Origin of the sequence: Archaeoglobus sulfaticallidus PM70-1, from assembly GCF_000385565.1 — an archaeon.
Lineage (GTDB): Archaea > Halobacteriota > Archaeoglobi > Archaeoglobales > Archaeoglobaceae > Archaeoglobus_A > Archaeoglobus_A sulfaticallidus.
Window position 1 is genome coordinate 1,277,175 of record NC_021169.1, and the last position, 16,368, is coordinate 1,293,542.

Consider the following 16,368-nt stretch of genomic DNA (forward strand, 5'->3'; position numbering starts at 1 on the left):
TATCTATAATCGATAGAATGATTTCCAAGAGTTTTCTATCCACTTCTGATATGTCAAGGTTTCAAGGAATTCCCTTCCTTTCTTTGTTTCTTTGTGAAAGGATTGGGATAACTGATTCTATTTCTTAAAAGGATGGCATGTACTCTGTTCTTTATTCTCGTTCTGCCCTCTATCAAAGCCTTTCTTAATCTGTAGATCTCTTAACTCCCTCATCTCTTAAAAAATATAAGCTTCAAAGCTCCTTCCTCCTTCTGAAGCTCATATGGTAAGACATTCCTTAGTATCGACATCAATAGCTGTCCATACAAAAATCTGTTTATTTTCCAGTTTTATTTGAAAAAATAGTTACTATTCAACGTGAACTATCTCCTTTACCAACCACTCCACCATAATAAGCCTGCGCACTTTTATCTCAAACTTTGTCATAAACTAGATTCAGCATGTCTTTGAGAAATTTAGTAGTTGATCACCAGTATTGAATCAGTTTTTTCCCCTCTTTATGAAGTTGGAGCTGAACAGGCAGTGGTTGGGACTGATGAGCGGGGTTGTAGAAGAGATTGTTTAAAACGGCTGTTTGTGAGTTAACCCACTTGAGTTAAATTAAATGAAATCTCCAATCAGCATTATGTATCACCCACGCTTAACAACAATCTTCCCGTTTGGAAGCGTTGCAACAAACTCCCAGCCCGAGTTGATCAAATTCTCTGCCTCATCAATGTCAACCACCCTCTGGCTATTCTGCCCACCGTTCTGACCATCGTTCTGTTCGCCGTCAAGCATCTTTTCCCTGAAGAACTGTATGAACTCCTCCTCGCTCATGGAAGCTAGATCCATAGATTCAATATCCTCCTCGCTCACTCCTGCAATCATCAGCATGGTCCTTCTATATTCATATCTAAGCTTATCTGCTGCGCTGTTGAAACTGCTCGTCATTTCCGTCTCCAAGTAGACAGAGGCTCTTGCATAAGATTCTCTCATGTCCTCCACGAGATCTTCAGGCAGCCTGTTTCTGTTGGTGGTGTACTGGTGCTCTATGTCCCCCTTGTGACCCATCCAGAACACTCTGTAGTCTCTGATAACTAAGCCCTTGGACTCAGCCAGCAGGAGCTGGGTGTCGAAGTAGTGTCTGAGCACATAGGGACGCCAGTCAAATCCAGCCCTTCTTATGGCCTGCCTGATAATGTCTCCAATGTTTATGGTTGAGATGTGTCTGCCTCTAAATGACGCAGCCCGAGGAGTTATGATTGGTGAGTTTCTGTCCATCTTTTCACCCATCCTCATCCTTTCCTCAAGGTATTCTTTCAGGTAAGTGCATCCTTCTTCACCAAGAAACGTGAAGTACTGGTGTCCCACCTTGCTTATGGCAGGCCTGACAACCACCATCGTAGGAACTACTTCGAACTCAACTTCTCCGTTTGAGACGGTCATTTCGGGAAAGTCCATGACCTTCAACCCGTCAATCCCCCTATAATTCCCCAGAACCTGGATTCTTAGTCCTGAGAATGCTATGAGGGAGCATGCAACTCTCGCCCTTTTATCTCCAGAAAGCAATACTGATTTAAGCTCTTTCTGAGTGGGTACTCTCTCGTTAAATGTGTTAGGGTGTTCGTGGGAGTCCCTGATCTTGATATTCACTCTGAGTTCTCTATCATTGAACCTGAGCCAAGACTTCACCGACTTGATGAACGAGTAGATGTAGCTCCCTGCATACTTCTCCTTTTCCATGATTCCGATAAAGTCAAGAATCAGGTTTTTCAATGATCTATCGTCCATATTCAGCAGCTTATTCGGTTTTACACCCATTATTTCACAAAATCTCCCCAATCTTCTAAGATTAACATCTGCGGTTACTTCAGAACCTCTTGAGAGGTTCATATACCACCTCTTCAAATCGGGATCCTTCAAGAGGTGGGCATACTTGCCTCGATCCATATTTCAATCTTTTTTATCAAATATTTAAAATTTTTGACCTAAACCAGTTTGGGTTTAAGTCCCTCCGGGCCCACTATAGATTTTTGTTATTGGTAATTAACCATTTAAGAACCTCCAGAAGGAAGTCTTCGAGAAACTGGGACAGGTTGTCAATGTATTGCCTTGAAGCTTCTAGGACATCCTTCCGAATAGTGAGGTTCACTCTGACTTTCCCAAGGTTTGGGCGTGGCATGAAAGAATAACGCATAAAGTGATAAAGTTGGCGGTAGTTATCTTAAAATAAAAAATAAGAATTTAGAGAAAAGAGATTATTGTTTTATTATTTCCCAGTTCAGACTTGTTGGATCTCTTGGACCATGGACTCTATACTCTTTAACTTACATATCTTTGGACAACCTGTTGGACCTAATGGATTCAGGGTTTAACACTTTTGCATTTTGCACCAAAAAATTTTGTTAGTTAGTAAAATCCACTGAAGGAAAATCTTTTCTTATAATTACAATATCGGGATAAGTTCTCTTTAGACCTTCATACGTCTCTTGGTATCGGGTAGAAGAGACTCGAACATCAAAAAGAACAATGATCAGGTGGTTGAAATGTTGTTTGTATCTCATTACTTTATCAGCTATAGTTTGCAGCTCTTGTGAGCCGGTAGGCCCTTTAACTTCGATGGCTATCGAGGTATTTTTATCAATAAATACAACAATGTCTGGTCTGGATGCTCCTCTTTGATACTCCATTATAGTATTGGGAAATCTCGATTTTAACCAGGCAAAAAGTGTATCTCGATAACCTTCTTCTCTTGCATATCTTTTTGGAGGATGGAACTCTTCTATTGCTTGAACCACTTCGGCAAAATAGCTGTATCTTTTTGCCTCTTCTGTAGTACCCCAAACCCACTTACCATCTAAAGTTTTGTACTTGACGTATCCTTTAGATTTTAGTTCTTCTTCTTTTCTTTTGATTCTTATTTTCTTTGCCGTGTACACTGAAGCCGCGAGCACAACAAATCCTAGGTAAAAGAGTGCATTATGTATTGTTGGTGCAAAGTCTTGATCATTCGGGACTCCATCTTTATCTACATCCAGTGCAATGGATTCTGTTTTGGTTGCAAGATTGTATGCAGTTTCATAATTTCCTGCGTTGAATTCTTGTTCAGCTTGTTTAAGCAGTTCTTCAGCTTCAGAAACGTCCAGTCCTTTTGACTTTGCTAATGAAATATTTTCTTTTGCGGAGATGATAGTATTGAGAGCATTTTCTGCTTGATCTGCTGTTTGCAATGCCAGTTCTCTAGCTTTCTCTGCGAGGGATTTAGCGTCAGAATATCTTTCGTCGTTGAAAGCTTGTTCTGCCTGTGTAAGCAAGGATTCAGCTTCTGAAACATCAAATCCTTTTGTCTTTGCTGATGAGATTACTTCTTTTGCAGAGTTGATTGCACTATTGGCTATTACCCTCTCCTTCCATGCGAGCTTTGCTATATAAACATCGCCCACCTCGGAAGATTTAATATATCCGACAATTAAATATCCTTCATCTTTAGTTTGCTGTAATGACCAACCTATTTCATTTCGTTTAGTACCAAATGTTTTCTGCCATTGCAAGTTTCCATTAGAATCCGTCTTTATGAGATAAATATCACCAATACGTGATCTTAGTTCTCCAGTCCATCCTACAATTATATATCCTCCATCTTTTGTCTGCTGGACAGAATAGGCCTCATCGATATCATTACTAAATGTCTTCTGCCATTGCAACTTGCCATTGGCAGACGTTTTGATGAGATAAACATCACCCGCCCCAAATGACCATGAAAATCCAGCAATAATATATCCTCCATCACTTGTTTGCTGAACTGAATAAGCTTCGTCCCAACCTCTGCCTCCAAATGTCTTATACCATTGCAAATTACCATAAGGGTCTGTTTTTATTAAATATACATCACCGTTATGAAAGAGATCTCCAAATGATTTGGTAGTCCCTACAATTATATACCCTCCATCACTAGTTTGTTGGATTGATCTGGCCCAATCATTCTCACGCCCTCCAAATGTCTTGTACCATTGCAAATTACCATTTGCATCTGTTTTTATAATATAAACATCTTTACCGCCCTCTCCTAATGATGTCGTATATCCTGCTATTATGTATCCACCATCATTAGTCTGCTGGACTGAGTATGCAATATCATCACTACTGCCACCGAAAGTCTTCTGCCATTCCAGATTTCCATTTGCATCTGTTTTTATTAAATAGACATCATAACTGCCCTTTCCAAATGAAGAAGTAACTCCAGCAATAATATATCCTCCATCTTTAGTCTGCTGGACAGAATAAGCTTTATCGAAATATTTTCCTCCAAATGTCTTCTGCCACTGCCATTGCAGCTTATTATATTTGGCATCTATCTTTATGAGATAAACATCGTAATTACCTACTCCATATGAATCAGTCCATCCAGCAATAATATACCCTCCATCACTTGTTTGCTGAACTGAATAAGCCCCATCATCACTACTACCTCCAAGAGCTATTTCCCACTCTATTACCATCTCTGAAGCCGAAGCTACTGGGACTAGAAGTGGTATTACTATCAGAAAGTATAATATTGTAACCTTACGAGTTATCTTTAAAGTATTCAATTGTGACATTATTTCTAAGTCTACAATTTCATTTATTAGTTTTACCAAATTCTCTTTTTGCACAAAACATCACTATGTTCTAAGATGGTAATGAGGGGATTAATACGGGTAAAAAAGGTGGACACACTAAAAATACAATCGAGCATTAAATACTTTTAAGACGTCATAAAATCTATAACATAATAATAATTCATTAAATAGTTCCATGGGATTACGCAATAAGATTTACGAATATCCTGAGGTCTTGCTTGTTATCTCCATTCTACTAATGGTTACTGGTTACTTGGTTATGGAAACTCCCATTGGGATTCTGATTAACACACCGTAACTCTGCAATTTTTAACCCATAGGTATCTCGGGAAGTAATGAGAGTATTCGTTTGGCCCTCTTTGGCATCTTCGCAAAGTACTCTCTCCCACTCCTCTCTTTAATCAGCATAACATAACCTTGGAGAATTCAAACAAAACTTCATTCACAGATATCCTGCTTGTCAAGTCCTCCTCTCTCAGCCTCTTCAGAATGGAGAAGTAAACCCTCATAGCAAGAAACGTGATGAAGAAATAAAGGGAGAATATGGGATCAATGCAGTGATTGTTGGAGATGCTGATAAGGATCTGAGCTGCTTTGAGGAGAGGCAGACAAATCTCATCCATGTATGGAGAGAAAGTCAATTACAAGCTGTAGCAGCACGAAGTTGAATTGTGCGTTAGAAATAAGTACGTTAACAGGGTAAAGGAAAATCTGCTAAGGTTTAAGAATTCCCTGAATGGAGATCTCAAGGAAAAAGTAAAAGAGACAGAGAAAGAAATAGATGGATTCGTCAAAGAGATGGATTCAAATGGCTACTGGAGAGTTGTTAGGTTCTTCAGAAACATTCTCTTGTTTGCCTACAAAAAGCTCGAAGGAGTAAGCATTCCATGGCACAACAACTGGATGGAGGGGCTTGTGGGTGAAATAAGCAAGAGAATGAAGAACAAATGGATGTCGTGGAGTGCAAAAGGAGCAAAGAATTTACTCAATCTGTTGCTGAGAAGGTATGCTAAAAAGATAGGTATGAGTTGTTTATTTGTAGGCTGGTTGGGAAAGGTTATACGGTTGAGATTAATTCCACGTATGATGAAACGGGACCAATATTGTATCATCTAAGGAATTCAAGAACTCTTTGCACGTTATCCACTTCTTTCAAAGTGGGAGTTAACTGAAGGAGTATATGGTCAATCCCAGCTTCTTCAAACTTTCTTATTTTCTCAGCAACAGTTTCTGGTGAGCCGACAAGCCCGGTATCGAGGGTTCTGTCAAGTACATTTCTCCTCCCTCCTGTAAGTTTCTCCATGTGATTCAAAGCCTCCTCATCTGTATCTCTGATGAAGGTTAAGGCTGGAATGGCGAATTCCATTTCTTCCTCATCTCTTCCAGCTTTCTTTAACCTCTTCTTCATGTCTTCTATGTTTTTTCTTGCCTCCTCAACACTACAGCCACGCATCAGCCAGCCATCAGCTTTTTCAGCCACAAGGTTACGGGAAGCTTCTGAAACTCCAGCATACCATAGCGGGATTTTTTTCGGTTTTGGTTCAAGAACCCCATTTATGATCTGATAATATTTCCCTTTGAAGGTAATACCATTCTCTCTCCATAGCCTTCTGATTATCTCAATCGCTTCTCCAGCCCTTCTTACTCTTTCATCGTGCTCGTAGAATGGAAGACCGTAAGCCTCATACTCTCTTTTGTACCATCCAGCTCCAATGCTGAGCCAGAATCTGTGGTTGCTCACATCATCGAGAGTTGCAGCCATCTTGGCAAGAACTGCTGGAGGACGAAAAGCCTCGCAGAGAGTGGTGTGGGCAATGATTACCTTCTCTGTGGCCTCAGCAATAGCAACAGCAACTGTCCAGGCTTCAAGTGCCGGAGCATGCCCACCTTTAATCGGATTCAGCATGTGGTCCGGTATCCATACTGAATCTACCCCGATTTTCTCGGCTTTAAGTGCAACTTCTTTCACGTAACTATAAGATGGTCTCTCTTCCTCCTCTCTATCGAAATAACTTCCATCTGCTACGGCTTTTGCAGATTCTCTGCTTGGCAGCCAACCTCCATAAACAGGGAGATAGATACCAATTTTCACCATACTTATACCTCCAGCCAACATTTTAGGATAACAAAGCTCTTGATATTATCAATTTCATCATCTCTGAAGTCCCTTCGGCTATATCCAAAGTTTTTGCATCCCTGTATGCCCTGTCCACGAGTGTGTTTGATAAAATTCCATAACCACCATGAAGTTCGACCGCAACATCTGCCACTTTCTTTGCCAGTTCAGCAGACTTGAGTTTTGTCATAGCAGCTAAAACTGTAACGTCATTCTCTTTTGCCAATTCAGCAGCATGATAGATGAGTATCTTTGTAGCCTCAATATCTGCAGCAACTTCAGCAAGCATGAATTGAACGGCCTGAAAATTCAAAATTTTCTGCCCGAAAGCCCCTCTCTTCTTCACATAATTCAAAACATGCTCGAAACAGCCTTCAGCAATCCCGAGACCCATGGCAGCGAAGGGTATCCTGCCAGGTGCGAGTATGCCCAAAGCAACCCTCAATCCCTTTCCCTCTTCCAGCAGAACATTTTCTTCAGGCACCTCAACGTCCTTGAATCTGACTGTGCCAAGCCCACTTCCCCTCATACCACTCGGATTCAGTTTTATAACCTCTATTCCATCATTCTTCTCCACTATTAATGCTGTCAAACCCCTCCTACCCTCTCCCGTTCTGGCGACAACTATGAAGATATCAGCATGCGTGGAATTTGTAATGAACATTTTGGTACCATTCATAATGTATTTATCTCCTTTTTTCTCGGCTCTGAGCTTTATGGCATTTGCCACATCACTTCCGCCAGAAGGTTCAGTTATTGCCACTGCACCCAGCTTTCGGGATGTGAGCGATTTAAGGTATTTGCGCTTCTGCTCCTCGCTCCCAAATTTCAGAATTGCATCCGCAGCTATGTTGTGAACAAATACGCTGTGAGCAACTGCAGCAGAAACCTTTGCAAGTTCTTCAACAAGTCTGCTTGCCTCAACATAACCCATTCCAAGTCCCCCATATCGTTGAGGAGCAATAACTCCCATCAATTTCTTTCCAAAGAGTTCTTCAAGAACAGATTTGTCCATCTCATTATTCCTGTCGATCTCTACCGCTTTAGTTTTTACGAACTCCACAACTTCTTTGGCTGCCTCTTCAAACTCGGCCATGTTTCCACCTCTATGATTTTTGCGGTAATCGTATATATTGATTCTTAGAAATTCGTTAACTTTTAGTTACTCCAGTAACTCTTTATCCTGAAATAGAGCAAAAAGTAAATAAAGAATTCAGAAAAGATGGTTATCCGTATTACTATGAACAATACTGAAATTGAATTAAGGAAGGAGATACTTGAAATTAAGCGAGAAATTGAAAAGCTAAGAAGACTCATTACCGGCGACTTTCTCAAAATCTTTGAGAATTACTTGGAGGCTAAACTGGGAGAGATATTGATTTCTATAATCTCTGCTCAGAACAAAGAATTGCTCAGTGAGAGGCTGCAAAAAGGATGCAGTCGATTTGAAGTATGTATGACAAACTTCAGCAAGTTCTTGGATGAGGCTCTCAGGGACGGGATGGACTTGAAGGAGCTTGAAGCGTTGTATGAGGAGAAAAAAGGAATGGTGTCCCAACTCGAAAATAGAGCACCTTATGAGAAGTGTTCCTGCTGTTTTTCAGAAGTTCTGAAGTTGTTGAAAAAGCAACACCAAGTGCTGAAATTGTTCAAAAACACAATACGCGCGTCATTCCAGACAGGCATAGAATACGAAAAAATCGATGCCAACGAAATTATGCGAAGAATTGAGCCATTATCCAACGAAATTAGGATAAAAATACTCCTGGAGCTTTTTAAATGTCCAAAGCGTTTTAGCCAGCTTTCTAACATCACCGGACTGGATGGAGGTAATTTGAGATTCCACATAAAAAAGCTCGTGGATGCAGGATTGGTTGTTCAGCATAAAAAAGGAGGAGAATACATCATCACCGAGCAGGGGAGAGTGTTTCTGGAAAGGCTGGTTAATGTGCTCTACAGCGTATAAAAGACTTAAAGGCTAATTACTAAAAGGCATTTTAGGTGATAATGAACTTAAATTTGATGGGAGAAACAGCCAGTTGTACAGAGAATAAATGGGCTCTTAACTCTCTGTTGTTGAAGCTAAGCCACGATTCTATGGCCTTGATGGTTAAATAGATGTAGCTCCCTGCATAACCCTTCAATTCCATATCTGTTATATAATCTAAAATCAGGTTTTTGAGAGCTTTATCATCCATTTTTAGCAAATCCTTCGGATTGAGTCCAACTCTCTCGCAGAAGTTACTGAGTCTTTTTAAATTAACATCAGCAGTAACTTCAGCCCCTCTTGAAACATTTACATACCATCTACGTACATTTTCATCCTCCAGCAGGGCTTTGTATTTTTTCTTGCCCATAATTTACCGGATAAGAGATTCGCTTTATATTATCGAATTGCGCATAAGCTTTTGATACATTATAATCTTCACCAATTAATGCAACTAGACTCCCTGAACAAGCCATAACCACCCCAAACTCAGGGCCCTCCCTTTCAATGGATTCCCAGACTGGTTATTTTATCTGATACATCTCTTCATTTTTCCAGCTATTATTCGAAAATTCTGGTTCTGTGTATTCCTGCATACAATCTTTTTGTTATTTTTAGCATTACTAAATGAATGGCTTTAACAATCGACCATTTCAACGCATTGCTTTCTCCAAAACTATCAGAGTCCTCTATCCTCTAATAACACTGCTGAAACCCAAAAATCGGAAATTCATCTGATTTATCAATTCCGAAAGGTTTTTAATTTTACAAAAGCAAGTCATTCAGGATGAATACAAAAAAGAAAGAAATTTTAAGGATCGTCAATCTTGGATTGAAGGTTGATAGCAAGACAGTTCTGCAAAATGTCAACCTTTACATTCAGGAAGGTGAAACTTTCGCTCTTTTCGGACCAAATGGCAGTGGCAAATCATCGTTGCTTTCGGCGATAGTCGGAAATCCGGTTTACAAGATCACATCTGGCAGAATAATCTTCAAAGGACAGGATATAACATCGATGACAGCTGACGAGAGAGTAAAACTGGGAATGGGTATAGCCTTCCAGACTCCGCCAAAGGTAAGTGGTGTGAAGCTAATCGATGTGCTGAGGCACTGTGCGAGAATAGGCGGGAGAAGCGAGGAAGACATATACAGATACGCCGAGATGCTGAAAATGGACGAGTTTCTGGAAAGAAGCATAAATTATGGTTTTTCTGGCGGTGAGGTTAAACGATCCGAGCTTTTACAGCTAATCCTGATGAACAGGGACTTCCTAATGCTCGACGAGCCTGACAGCGGTGTTGATCTTGAGAACATCGATCTCATCGGAAAGACGATCAGAGAGTTGCTCGAGAGGGACAAAAAGGAAGACGAAAGAAAGAAGTCCGGGCTTTTGATAACCCACACGGGAAAAATACTCGATTATGTGGACGCGGATTATGGAGTTATACTCTACAAGGGAAGAGTAGCCTGCGTTGGCAATCCATACGATATTTTGAGAGAGGTTAGTAAAAACGGTTATGAGGGGTGTATTAACAAATGTCTGAGAGAGTTTCCGAATCTGAATTCAAATTAGATGAACCCGAGATCAAGAAGAAGCTTGAAACTGTTGGAATCGAGCTTAATCCAGAGAAGAGATCAGCCACATTCGTTCAGGTTGATCAGGATACCTTTAACGCCGCATCATTCACAGAAAGCGTTGAGATCATGAGCATAAGGGATGCGATGGAGAAGTACGAGTGGGTCGAGGATTACTTCTGGAAGCTGATTAAAAGAGAGCAGGATGTTTTCACGAAAGAGGCAGACTCAGAAGATGTCAATGGATACTTCATAAGATCCTTGCCGGGTAAAAAGGTTGAGATTCCGGTTGAAGCCTGCCTGTATTTGAGAAAGGCAGGATCCAGGCAGAAGGTTCACAACATAATCATAGCTGAAGAGGGTTCAGAGCTGAACATAATATCTGGCTGCACCTCTCATCCGGGAGTAACCTCAGGCATGCACATAGGGATATCAGAGTTTTTCGTGAAAAAGAACGCAAAGCTGACTTTCACGATGATCCACAGCTGGGAGTCAGATATAGAGGTCAGGCCGAGAAGTGCTGCACTGGTTGAAGAGAATGGAGTCTTCATAAGCAACTATGTGCTGATGAATCCTGTTAAGCTCGTTCAGATGTATCCAACAGCATATGTCAAGAAGAATGGCACGGCGATATTCAGCAGCATCATCGTTGCCCTTGAGAACTCTGTTGTTGATTCTGGAAGCAGAGCCATTCTTGAGGAAGAGGGAGCAAGTGCAGAAATTGTTTCAAGAACGATCAGCAAGGGAGGGGACATAATTGCGAGAGGCCATATAGTGGGCTCAGCACCGGATGTCAGGGGTCATCTGGAGTGCAGGGGTTTGATGCTCGATGAAAAGGGTATGATCCATGCCATTCCAGAGCTTGAAGCGAGATATCCAAATGTCGATCTCAGCCACGAGGCTGCCATAGGAAAGATCGCTGAGGAGGAGATATTCTACCTTCAGTCGAGAGGTTTGACAAGGGATGAGGCCACTGCAGCGATAATAAGGGGGTTCCTCGAGCTGGACATAAAGGGAATCCCGGATGTTCTGAAGAGAGAGATCGACAAGGCAGTATCGATGGTCGAGGGAGACCTCTTCTAGTTTGATTTTTTATTTTATTTTTAAGTTTAATATAAAAACCTAAAAGTATAGAAAACCAAACCTGAACTCAGACGACTCCCCCAGTACTCATCAAAACATAAATAAGGTAGCCGGCGATAGCTCCAAAATTCAAAAATGGCAGTCCTGGATGTGCACCTTCTTTCTTTTCAAGTACATATATGAGCAATACGAGCCCAAAAACTCCACCGATCAACGAGAACAGGGCGGATAGCTTAATAAAGAATAACTGAGGGGCGTTATCGAAAACCTGAAGGGAAACAACCAGAATATTCGGGATCACCACATCCCCCACACCCATGAAAACAGCCCTGTTCTTTGAGTTCTCAAGATTCTCAAGCCTGTAAGATCTCGAGAATGGGATGACAAAGAGCATGGGCAGCTTCATGTCTGTGAGAGAATCCGCAAGCGAAACCATGTGTCCGGTCTTGTAAACGGAGATGAAGTCATAGACTGCAAGAACAGTCAGCAAAACCAGTGCCGGTTGAGGGGATAGACTGATTCCGAATATCGTTGTAACTCCAACAGAGAGCAGCAATGCTGTGAGATCTATAACAATCCAGCTTGGCTTTTTTATGAGTACTGCAAGCAATACCATCGACGGTATAATGGATAAAACACCCAGAAATGGATACATAACATAGAATATCGAGATCAGCATTAGACCATAGAGCAAAAACTGGATCAGATCCTTTCTGTACTTCACGACCAGGAGGATAAAGGCCGTAAACAGCAGAATCATGCCAAAGTAGTAAATGGAGTTCATAACATCCTCAGGATTCTCAAAGGCTTTCATCCCGGCATCCTCGTAGTTGGGAGTCAATAGAATCGCCAGTATAGCTGATAGAACATAGATTAGAATCAGGACATACCTTATTTTCAACCTATCACCCTTCTCAACGGATATTCATTTCGTTCACTTTCAAACCACTCTGAGGCTTTATATTTTTTCCTTTTCAATCAAATCATGGTGATAGAATGACCGTGTTCGAAGGATTGATAAAGAGGGCGTTGGAGGTTTCGAATGTTGATAGCAAATCAGCAATGGAACCGGCGATTATAGAGGCATAAGACATAATTTTTATTTTTATTTGGATTGGGTTGAGCCTACTGAAACTCAGTCAACTCTTTCAAAAATCAGCGAGAGTCATGAGGTGAAGTTCAGATCTTTCACGAATTTCAGCAAAATCCATGTCTTCATCTAACTTGCCCGCTGGAGACTCCATCCGATAGAGGCTGTCCGACAATTACTGAGAATAATAATTCATCCCGTTTATTTTTAAATTGCAGACCTGAGCGACCTCCTTTTTCTCACAAATTTGAATTGCTGGACAGTCTCGATAGGATGGGGAGGAAAGCGGGCTCCAAAACCTTTTTAAGGTTAAATGCATATATGAATATTGGTGGAGCACACCAAAACTGTTGTGTGCAAGCTCGAAACCACTGAGGAGGAATTTAACAAACTCATGGATACTGTTAAGGCTTTTAGATCTGCCTGCAACTACATAAGCGAGGTTGCATGGAATCAAAGGTGCTTCAACCCAGTCGCGTTACACCACCTTACTTATTATGAAACGAGAGAGAAGTTCAACCTACCAGCGAATCTTGCGGTGAGGGCGAGAGATAGAGTCGCCAAATCCTACAAAAACAACAGGAAGAAGAGACACAAGTTCACTGCCCTCTCTATGGATCTGGACAAAAGGCTCTTTACCTTGCTCAGAAACGGCGAGTTCAGAGCGTCCATCAGCACAGTCTACGGTAGAGTCAGGCCAGGACTTGCTATTGGGGAGTACCAGAAAGAGCTACTTAAGAACCCGGTTAGAGATGCTAAGCTCGTTTGCAGAAGAGATGACAGGCACTTCTACCTGCACATTACAGTATTGGTTGAAGCTCCGGAGCCCTCTGGAAGCAACCCTGTAGGTGTTGATATTGGCGTGAATAACCTTGTTGCTGCTTCAAATGGGTTTAAGGTGAATGGTAAACCCGTAGAAAGTAGGAGGCGACATTTTAGAAAGCTTAGAAGCTCCCTCCAGAAAAAAGGCACTTCCTCTGCCAAGAGGAAGCTCAAACAGCTTTCTGGTAGGGAGCGCAGGTGGGTAAACACCATACTGCACCAGATTAGCAGAGCATTCGTCGACACACTCAGCGAGGGAGATTACGTGGTATTAGAGAAGCTGAATGGCATAAGAGACAGGTGTAACGTCAGGAAAGAGTATAGGGCTACCTTCCACAATTGGGCATTTAGAAGACTTCAGGAGATGATAGAGTACAAGTGTCTGGAGAGAGGAGTTCCTGTTGTTTATGTCGAGCCAAAGTACTCCTCTCAAAGATGTCCAAGGTGTGGGACAATTGATAAGAGGAACAGGAAGTCTCAGGCTCTCTTCCAGTGTGTTAGCTGCGGCTTCCAGCACAACGCGGATTATGTCGCCTCCCTGAACCTCTCCGAGCTGGCTCGGGGAGGTTGGGCTGCCGTCAACCAGCCTAATGTAGGGGCTGATGACCGTCTTTGCGAGACCACCTACAAGCCCCTTCCGTCATCATGGAGGGGTAGTTGACCACCAGAAACATTAAAGTATTTTAAGGATTAATCATGCTATGAATGTTACCATCCTCGGTGCGGGTGCAATGGGATCGGCTCTAACCGTGCCGTTAACAGATAGCGGGAATAATGTAAGGCTATGGGGAACGGAATACGATGTTGAAATCCTGAAAAAGGTTGAGAGAGGGGAAAAGCATCCGAGAATCGATGTCAGGCTTGAAGGTGTCAAGATCTTCTATCCAGAGGATATCGAGAAGGCCGTCAGAGATGCGGACATAATACTCCTCGCCGTAAGCACGGATGGCGTTTTGCCCATTTTCAGGAAAATAGCCGACCATATCGAAAACGAAATCTTGGTAACAATAGCAAAAGGATTGATTGAGATCGATGGAAAGATTCTAACAGTCCCCGAAGCCATTTGGACCGTTAAGGATATCAAAAATCGCACTGTGGCAATAACAGGCCCATCGATTGCGAGAGAGGTTGCGAAAAGAATGCCCACGAAGGTCGTTTTCAGCAGTGTTGGAGATGCAGCGGAGAAAGTAAAGGATGCTTTTGAGACGGAATACTACAGTATTGAGGTCTCCAGAGATATATGGGGCACTGAAATAACCTCAGCACTCAAAAATGTTTACTCGATAGCCATAGCATGGGTCAGAGGGCATGAGAAGCTTTACGGGGTTGAGATGAGCAATGCCAAGGGGGTTATTACAACAAGGGCAATAAACGAGATAGCTAAACTGCTTGAGCTTACGGGAGGAAACAGAGATACGGTATTCGGACTATCCGGATTTGGAGATCTGATCGCGACATTCAGAGGTGGCAGAAACGGTATGCTTGGGGAGATGCTTGGCAGGGGCTTGAATGTGAGGGAGGCTTTTGATGAGTTGCAGAGAAGAGGTGTTGGTGTTGTAGAAGGATACCAAACTGCGGAGAAGGCATACAGACTCATGAAGGATCTCGAAAAAAAGGGAAAGACAGATATTGAAGAATTTCCCTTGTTGAAGAGCATATACGATGTTCTCTACAGGGATAAAAAGGTCGCAGAAGTTCTTTATGATCTGGTGGTAAAGTAGCAGTCTCAGCAGATAATAGCCGATAATAAAAACAAAAAAAGTAAATTAGAACTTCATTGTGAGCAGATTCCTTGCCACGATCAGCTTTTCGATTTCCTTTGTTCCCTCGTAGATCTCTGTTATCTTGGCATCTCTGTAGAACTCGTTTATCGGGTACTCATCGATGTAACCATAGCCACCATGGAACTGCAGTGCCCAGTCGCATGTCTCAACTGCAACCTCTCCGGCATACCACTTGGCCATCGAGGATAACATTGGGTCTGGCTTTCCTTTTTCGATCATAACGGCTGCCGCTCTGTAGGTAAGGGTTCTCGCAGCCTCTATCTTCGTTGCCAGTTCGGCGAGTTTGAACTGTATGAACTGGAAGTTGGATATAGGCACACCAAAGGCCTTTCTCTGCTTTACATACTCTACTGCAAGCTTTAAAGCCCCCTTGGCAATTCCAACTCCCTGAGCTGCAACCCACACCCTCGATCTGTCGAAGAACTCCATCATGTAGTAGAATCCTTTGCCCTCCTCTCCAACGAGGTTGCTCTTCGGAACCCTTACATTGCTGAGGCTGATCTCGGCCGTGTCGCTTGCCCTTATTCCGAGCTTGCCCCTTATCTTCGTTGCCTTGTAACCCTCTCTGTTCGTTTCGACAATGAAGTATGACATGGCCTTATGCCTTTCCTTCCAGTCAACCTCTCTCGTTTTTGCCGTCACGAGAATAAAATCAGCTACGGTTCCGTTTGTTATGAACTGCTTCGTTCCGTTTATGACCCACTCATCCCCATCGAGAACTGCTCTGGTTTTTATGCTTGCTGAATCGCTTCCACAGTCTGGTTCAGTATTGGCCATACCCATTATAGCATCTCCACTGCAGAGCTTCGGAATCCACTCTTCCTTCTGCTCCTCACTTCCATGATACAGCAGAATCTCCACACCGAATATTGGAGTTAAACAAGCCAGAGCCAGTCCAGGATTTACTGCAGAGAACTCCTCCATCACTATCATCTGCTCTATCGGCCCGTAACCTCCACCGCCATATTCTTCCGGCAGGCTTACGGCATGAAAACCGAGCTTTGCGCATTTCTTGACCAGCTCTCTTGGATATTTCTCCTCTCTGTCACACTCCTGAGCGAGTTCTATGGTAAATTCCTTCTCAGCAAACTCCCTTGCGGCCCTTCTGATGTCTTCCTGCTCCTCAGTAAAAGTAAAATCCACCATTTCAAACCACCACTACCGATTTGGATATAACAGTATAAAATTCTTTTGTATTAAATAATATTCCCTGTTCTGCCGATCCTAAAAAGAAAAGTTTATATACTCTCAATCTCAAAACGATTAAAAATAATTACGAATTTCGGGAGATATAATTTTTTCTAGATCCC

General features: G+C 42.2%; 15 protein-coding genes and 1 pseudogene. 6 read left to right on the top strand and 10 right to left on the bottom strand.

The annotated features are described in order from the left end of the window. Positions 1 to 261: 261 nt before the first annotated feature. The 5 genes and pseudogenes from ASULF_RS12480 to ASULF_RS06955 form a co-directional block, all read right to left on the bottom strand. Positions 262 to 336, bottom strand: a pseudogene (locus tag ASULF_RS12480) (IS6 family transposase); the annotation flags it as partial. 294 nt (positions 337 to 630) lie between these two features. After that, on the bottom strand, positions 631 to 1,932 hold the full coding sequence (locus ASULF_RS06945; protein ID WP_015591001.1) for a site-specific integrase: 1,302 nt from the start codon (positions 1,930 to 1,932) through the stop codon (positions 631 to 633). A gap of 73 nt (positions 1,933 to 2,005) precedes the next feature. Beyond that, positions 2,006 to 2,179 carry a type II toxin-antitoxin system CcdA family antitoxin gene (locus ASULF_RS12425; RefSeq protein WP_081623011.1) on the bottom strand — a complete coding sequence of 58 codons (174 nt, stop codon included), beginning with the start codon at positions 2,177 to 2,179 and terminating at the stop codon, positions 2,006 to 2,008. Positions 2,180 to 2,387: 208 nt separating this feature from the next. Beyond that, entirely contained in the window at positions 2,388 to 4,634 is a 2,247-nt protein-coding gene (locus ASULF_RS11355) for a DUF4398 domain-containing protein (protein WP_015591002.1), read from the bottom strand. A 368-nt stretch (positions 4,635 to 5,002) separates the two neighbouring features. Next, positions 5,003 to 5,224: a hypothetical protein gene (locus tag ASULF_RS06955; RefSeq protein ID WP_048098171.1), complete on the bottom strand. Its 222-nt coding sequence runs from the start codon at positions 5,222 to 5,224 to the stop codon at positions 5,003 to 5,005. A gap of 46 nt (positions 5,225 to 5,270) precedes the next feature. Between ASULF_RS06955 and ASULF_RS06960 the strand changes: the two genes are divergently transcribed. Further along, positions 5,271 to 5,717 carry a hypothetical protein gene (locus tag ASULF_RS06960; protein WP_015591004.1) on the top strand — a complete coding sequence of 149 codons (447 nt, stop codon included), beginning with the start codon at positions 5,271 to 5,273 and terminating at the stop codon, positions 5,715 to 5,717. Here the strand turns inward: ASULF_RS06960 and ASULF_RS06965 are convergent. Continuing rightward, the gene (locus ASULF_RS06965) at positions 5,710 to 6,696 is read right to left on the bottom strand and encodes an LLM class flavin-dependent oxidoreductase (RefSeq protein WP_015591005.1); all 987 of its coding nucleotides are present in this window, start codon (positions 6,694 to 6,696) and stop codon (positions 5,710 to 5,712) included. The genes ASULF_RS06960 and ASULF_RS06965 overlap by 8 nt on opposite strands. A gap of 22 nt (positions 6,697 to 6,718) precedes the next feature. Then, on the bottom strand, positions 6,719 to 7,813 hold the full coding sequence (locus tag ASULF_RS06970) for an acyl-CoA dehydrogenase family protein (protein ID WP_015591006.1): 1,095 nt from the start codon (positions 7,811 to 7,813) through the stop codon (positions 6,719 to 6,721). Positions 7,814 to 7,957: 144 nt separating this feature from the next. On the opposite strand from ASULF_RS06970, the gene ASULF_RS11360 reads away from it, so the two are divergent. Continuing rightward, complete coding sequence (locus tag ASULF_RS11360; RefSeq protein WP_015591007.1) at positions 7,958 to 8,683, top strand: winged helix-turn-helix domain-containing protein; 726 nt, start codon at positions 7,958 to 7,960, stop codon at positions 8,681 to 8,683. Between the two features lie 31 nt (positions 8,684 to 8,714). Here the strand turns inward: ASULF_RS11360 and ASULF_RS06980 are convergent, their stop codons facing one another. After that, positions 8,715 to 9,074, bottom strand: coding sequence for a hypothetical protein (locus tag ASULF_RS06980; protein ID WP_015591008.1), 360 nt, complete (start codon positions 9,072 to 9,074; stop codon positions 8,715 to 8,717). A 417-nt stretch (positions 9,075 to 9,491) separates the two neighbouring features. Here ASULF_RS06980 and ASULF_RS06985 point away from each other — a divergent pair, with 417 nt between their 5' ends. Further along, complete coding sequence (locus tag ASULF_RS06985) at positions 9,492 to 10,277, top strand: ABC transporter ATP-binding protein (RefSeq protein WP_015591009.1); 786 nt, start codon at positions 9,492 to 9,494, stop codon at positions 10,275 to 10,277. After that, on the top strand, positions 10,241 to 11,362 hold the full coding sequence (locus ASULF_RS06990; protein ID WP_015591010.1) for a SufB/SufD family protein: 1,122 nt from the start codon (positions 10,241 to 10,243) through the stop codon (positions 11,360 to 11,362). Before ASULF_RS06985 ends, ASULF_RS06990 begins: the two co-directional genes overlap by 37 nt. 67 nt (positions 11,363 to 11,429) lie before the next feature. Here ASULF_RS06990 and ASULF_RS06995 read toward each other — a convergent pair whose 3' ends face one another. After that, on the bottom strand, positions 11,430 to 12,263 hold the full coding sequence (locus ASULF_RS06995) for a presenilin family intramembrane aspartyl protease PSH (protein ID WP_015591011.1): 834 nt from the start codon (positions 12,261 to 12,263) through the stop codon (positions 11,430 to 11,432). Between the two features lie 520 nt (positions 12,264 to 12,783). Between ASULF_RS06995 and ASULF_RS07000 the strand changes: the two genes are divergently transcribed. Next, positions 12,784 to 13,935, top strand: a complete 1,152-nt coding sequence (locus tag ASULF_RS07000) for an RNA-guided endonuclease InsQ/TnpB family protein (protein ID WP_015591013.1) — start codon at positions 12,784 to 12,786, stop codon at positions 13,933 to 13,935. 40 nt (positions 13,936 to 13,975) lie between these two features. Continuing rightward, complete coding sequence (locus ASULF_RS07005; RefSeq protein WP_015591014.1) at positions 13,976 to 14,995, top strand: NAD(P)H-dependent glycerol-3-phosphate dehydrogenase; 1,020 nt, start codon at positions 13,976 to 13,978, stop codon at positions 14,993 to 14,995. A gap of 45 nt (positions 14,996 to 15,040) precedes the next feature. On the opposite strand, the gene ASULF_RS07010 is transcribed toward ASULF_RS07005, so the two are convergent. Then, positions 15,041 to 16,204, bottom strand: coding sequence for an acyl-CoA dehydrogenase family protein (locus ASULF_RS07010; protein WP_015591015.1), 1,164 nt, complete (start codon positions 16,202 to 16,204; stop codon positions 15,041 to 15,043). Positions 16,205 to 16,368 lie beyond the last annotated feature (164 nt).

Bases quoted from the DNA above. Each gene is read 5' to 3' on its own strand.
- ASULF_RS06965 (WP_015591005.1), bottom strand. From the start codon at position 6,696: ATGGTGAAAATTGGTATCTATCTCCCTGTTTATGGAGGTTGGCTGCCA.
- ASULF_RS06945 (WP_015591001.1), bottom strand. From the start codon at position 1,932: ATGGATCGAGGCAAGTATGCCCACCTCTTGAAGGATCCCGATTTGAAG.
- ASULF_RS06955 (WP_048098171.1), bottom strand. From the start codon at position 5,224: ATGGATGAGATTTGTCTGCCTCTCCTCAAAGCAGCTCAGATCCTTATC.
- ASULF_RS07010 (WP_015591015.1), bottom strand. From the start codon at position 16,204: ATGGTGGATTTTACTTTTACTGAGGAGCAGGAAGACATCAGAAGGGCC.
- ASULF_RS06970 (WP_015591006.1), bottom strand. From the start codon at position 7,813: ATGGCCGAGTTTGAAGAGGCAGCCAAAGAAGTTGTGGAGTTCGTAAAA.
- ASULF_RS06990 (WP_015591010.1), top strand. From the start codon at position 10,241: ATGTCTGAGAGAGTTTCCGAATCTGAATTCAAATTAGATGAACCCGAG.
- ASULF_RS06980 (WP_015591008.1), bottom strand. From the start codon at position 9,074: ATGGGCAAGAAAAAATACAAAGCCCTGCTGGAGGATGAAAATGTACGT.
- ASULF_RS12425 (WP_081623011.1), bottom strand. From the start codon at position 2,179: ATGCGTTATTCTTTCATGCCACGCCCAAACCTTGGGAAAGTCAGAGTG.
- ASULF_RS07005 (WP_015591014.1), top strand. From the start codon at position 13,976: ATGAATGTTACCATCCTCGGTGCGGGTGCAATGGGATCGGCTCTAACC.
- ASULF_RS11360 (WP_015591007.1), top strand. From the start codon at position 7,958: ATGAACAATACTGAAATTGAATTAAGGAAGGAGATACTTGAAATTAAG.
- ASULF_RS06985 (WP_015591009.1), top strand. From the start codon at position 9,492: ATGAATACAAAAAAGAAAGAAATTTTAAGGATCGTCAATCTTGGATTG.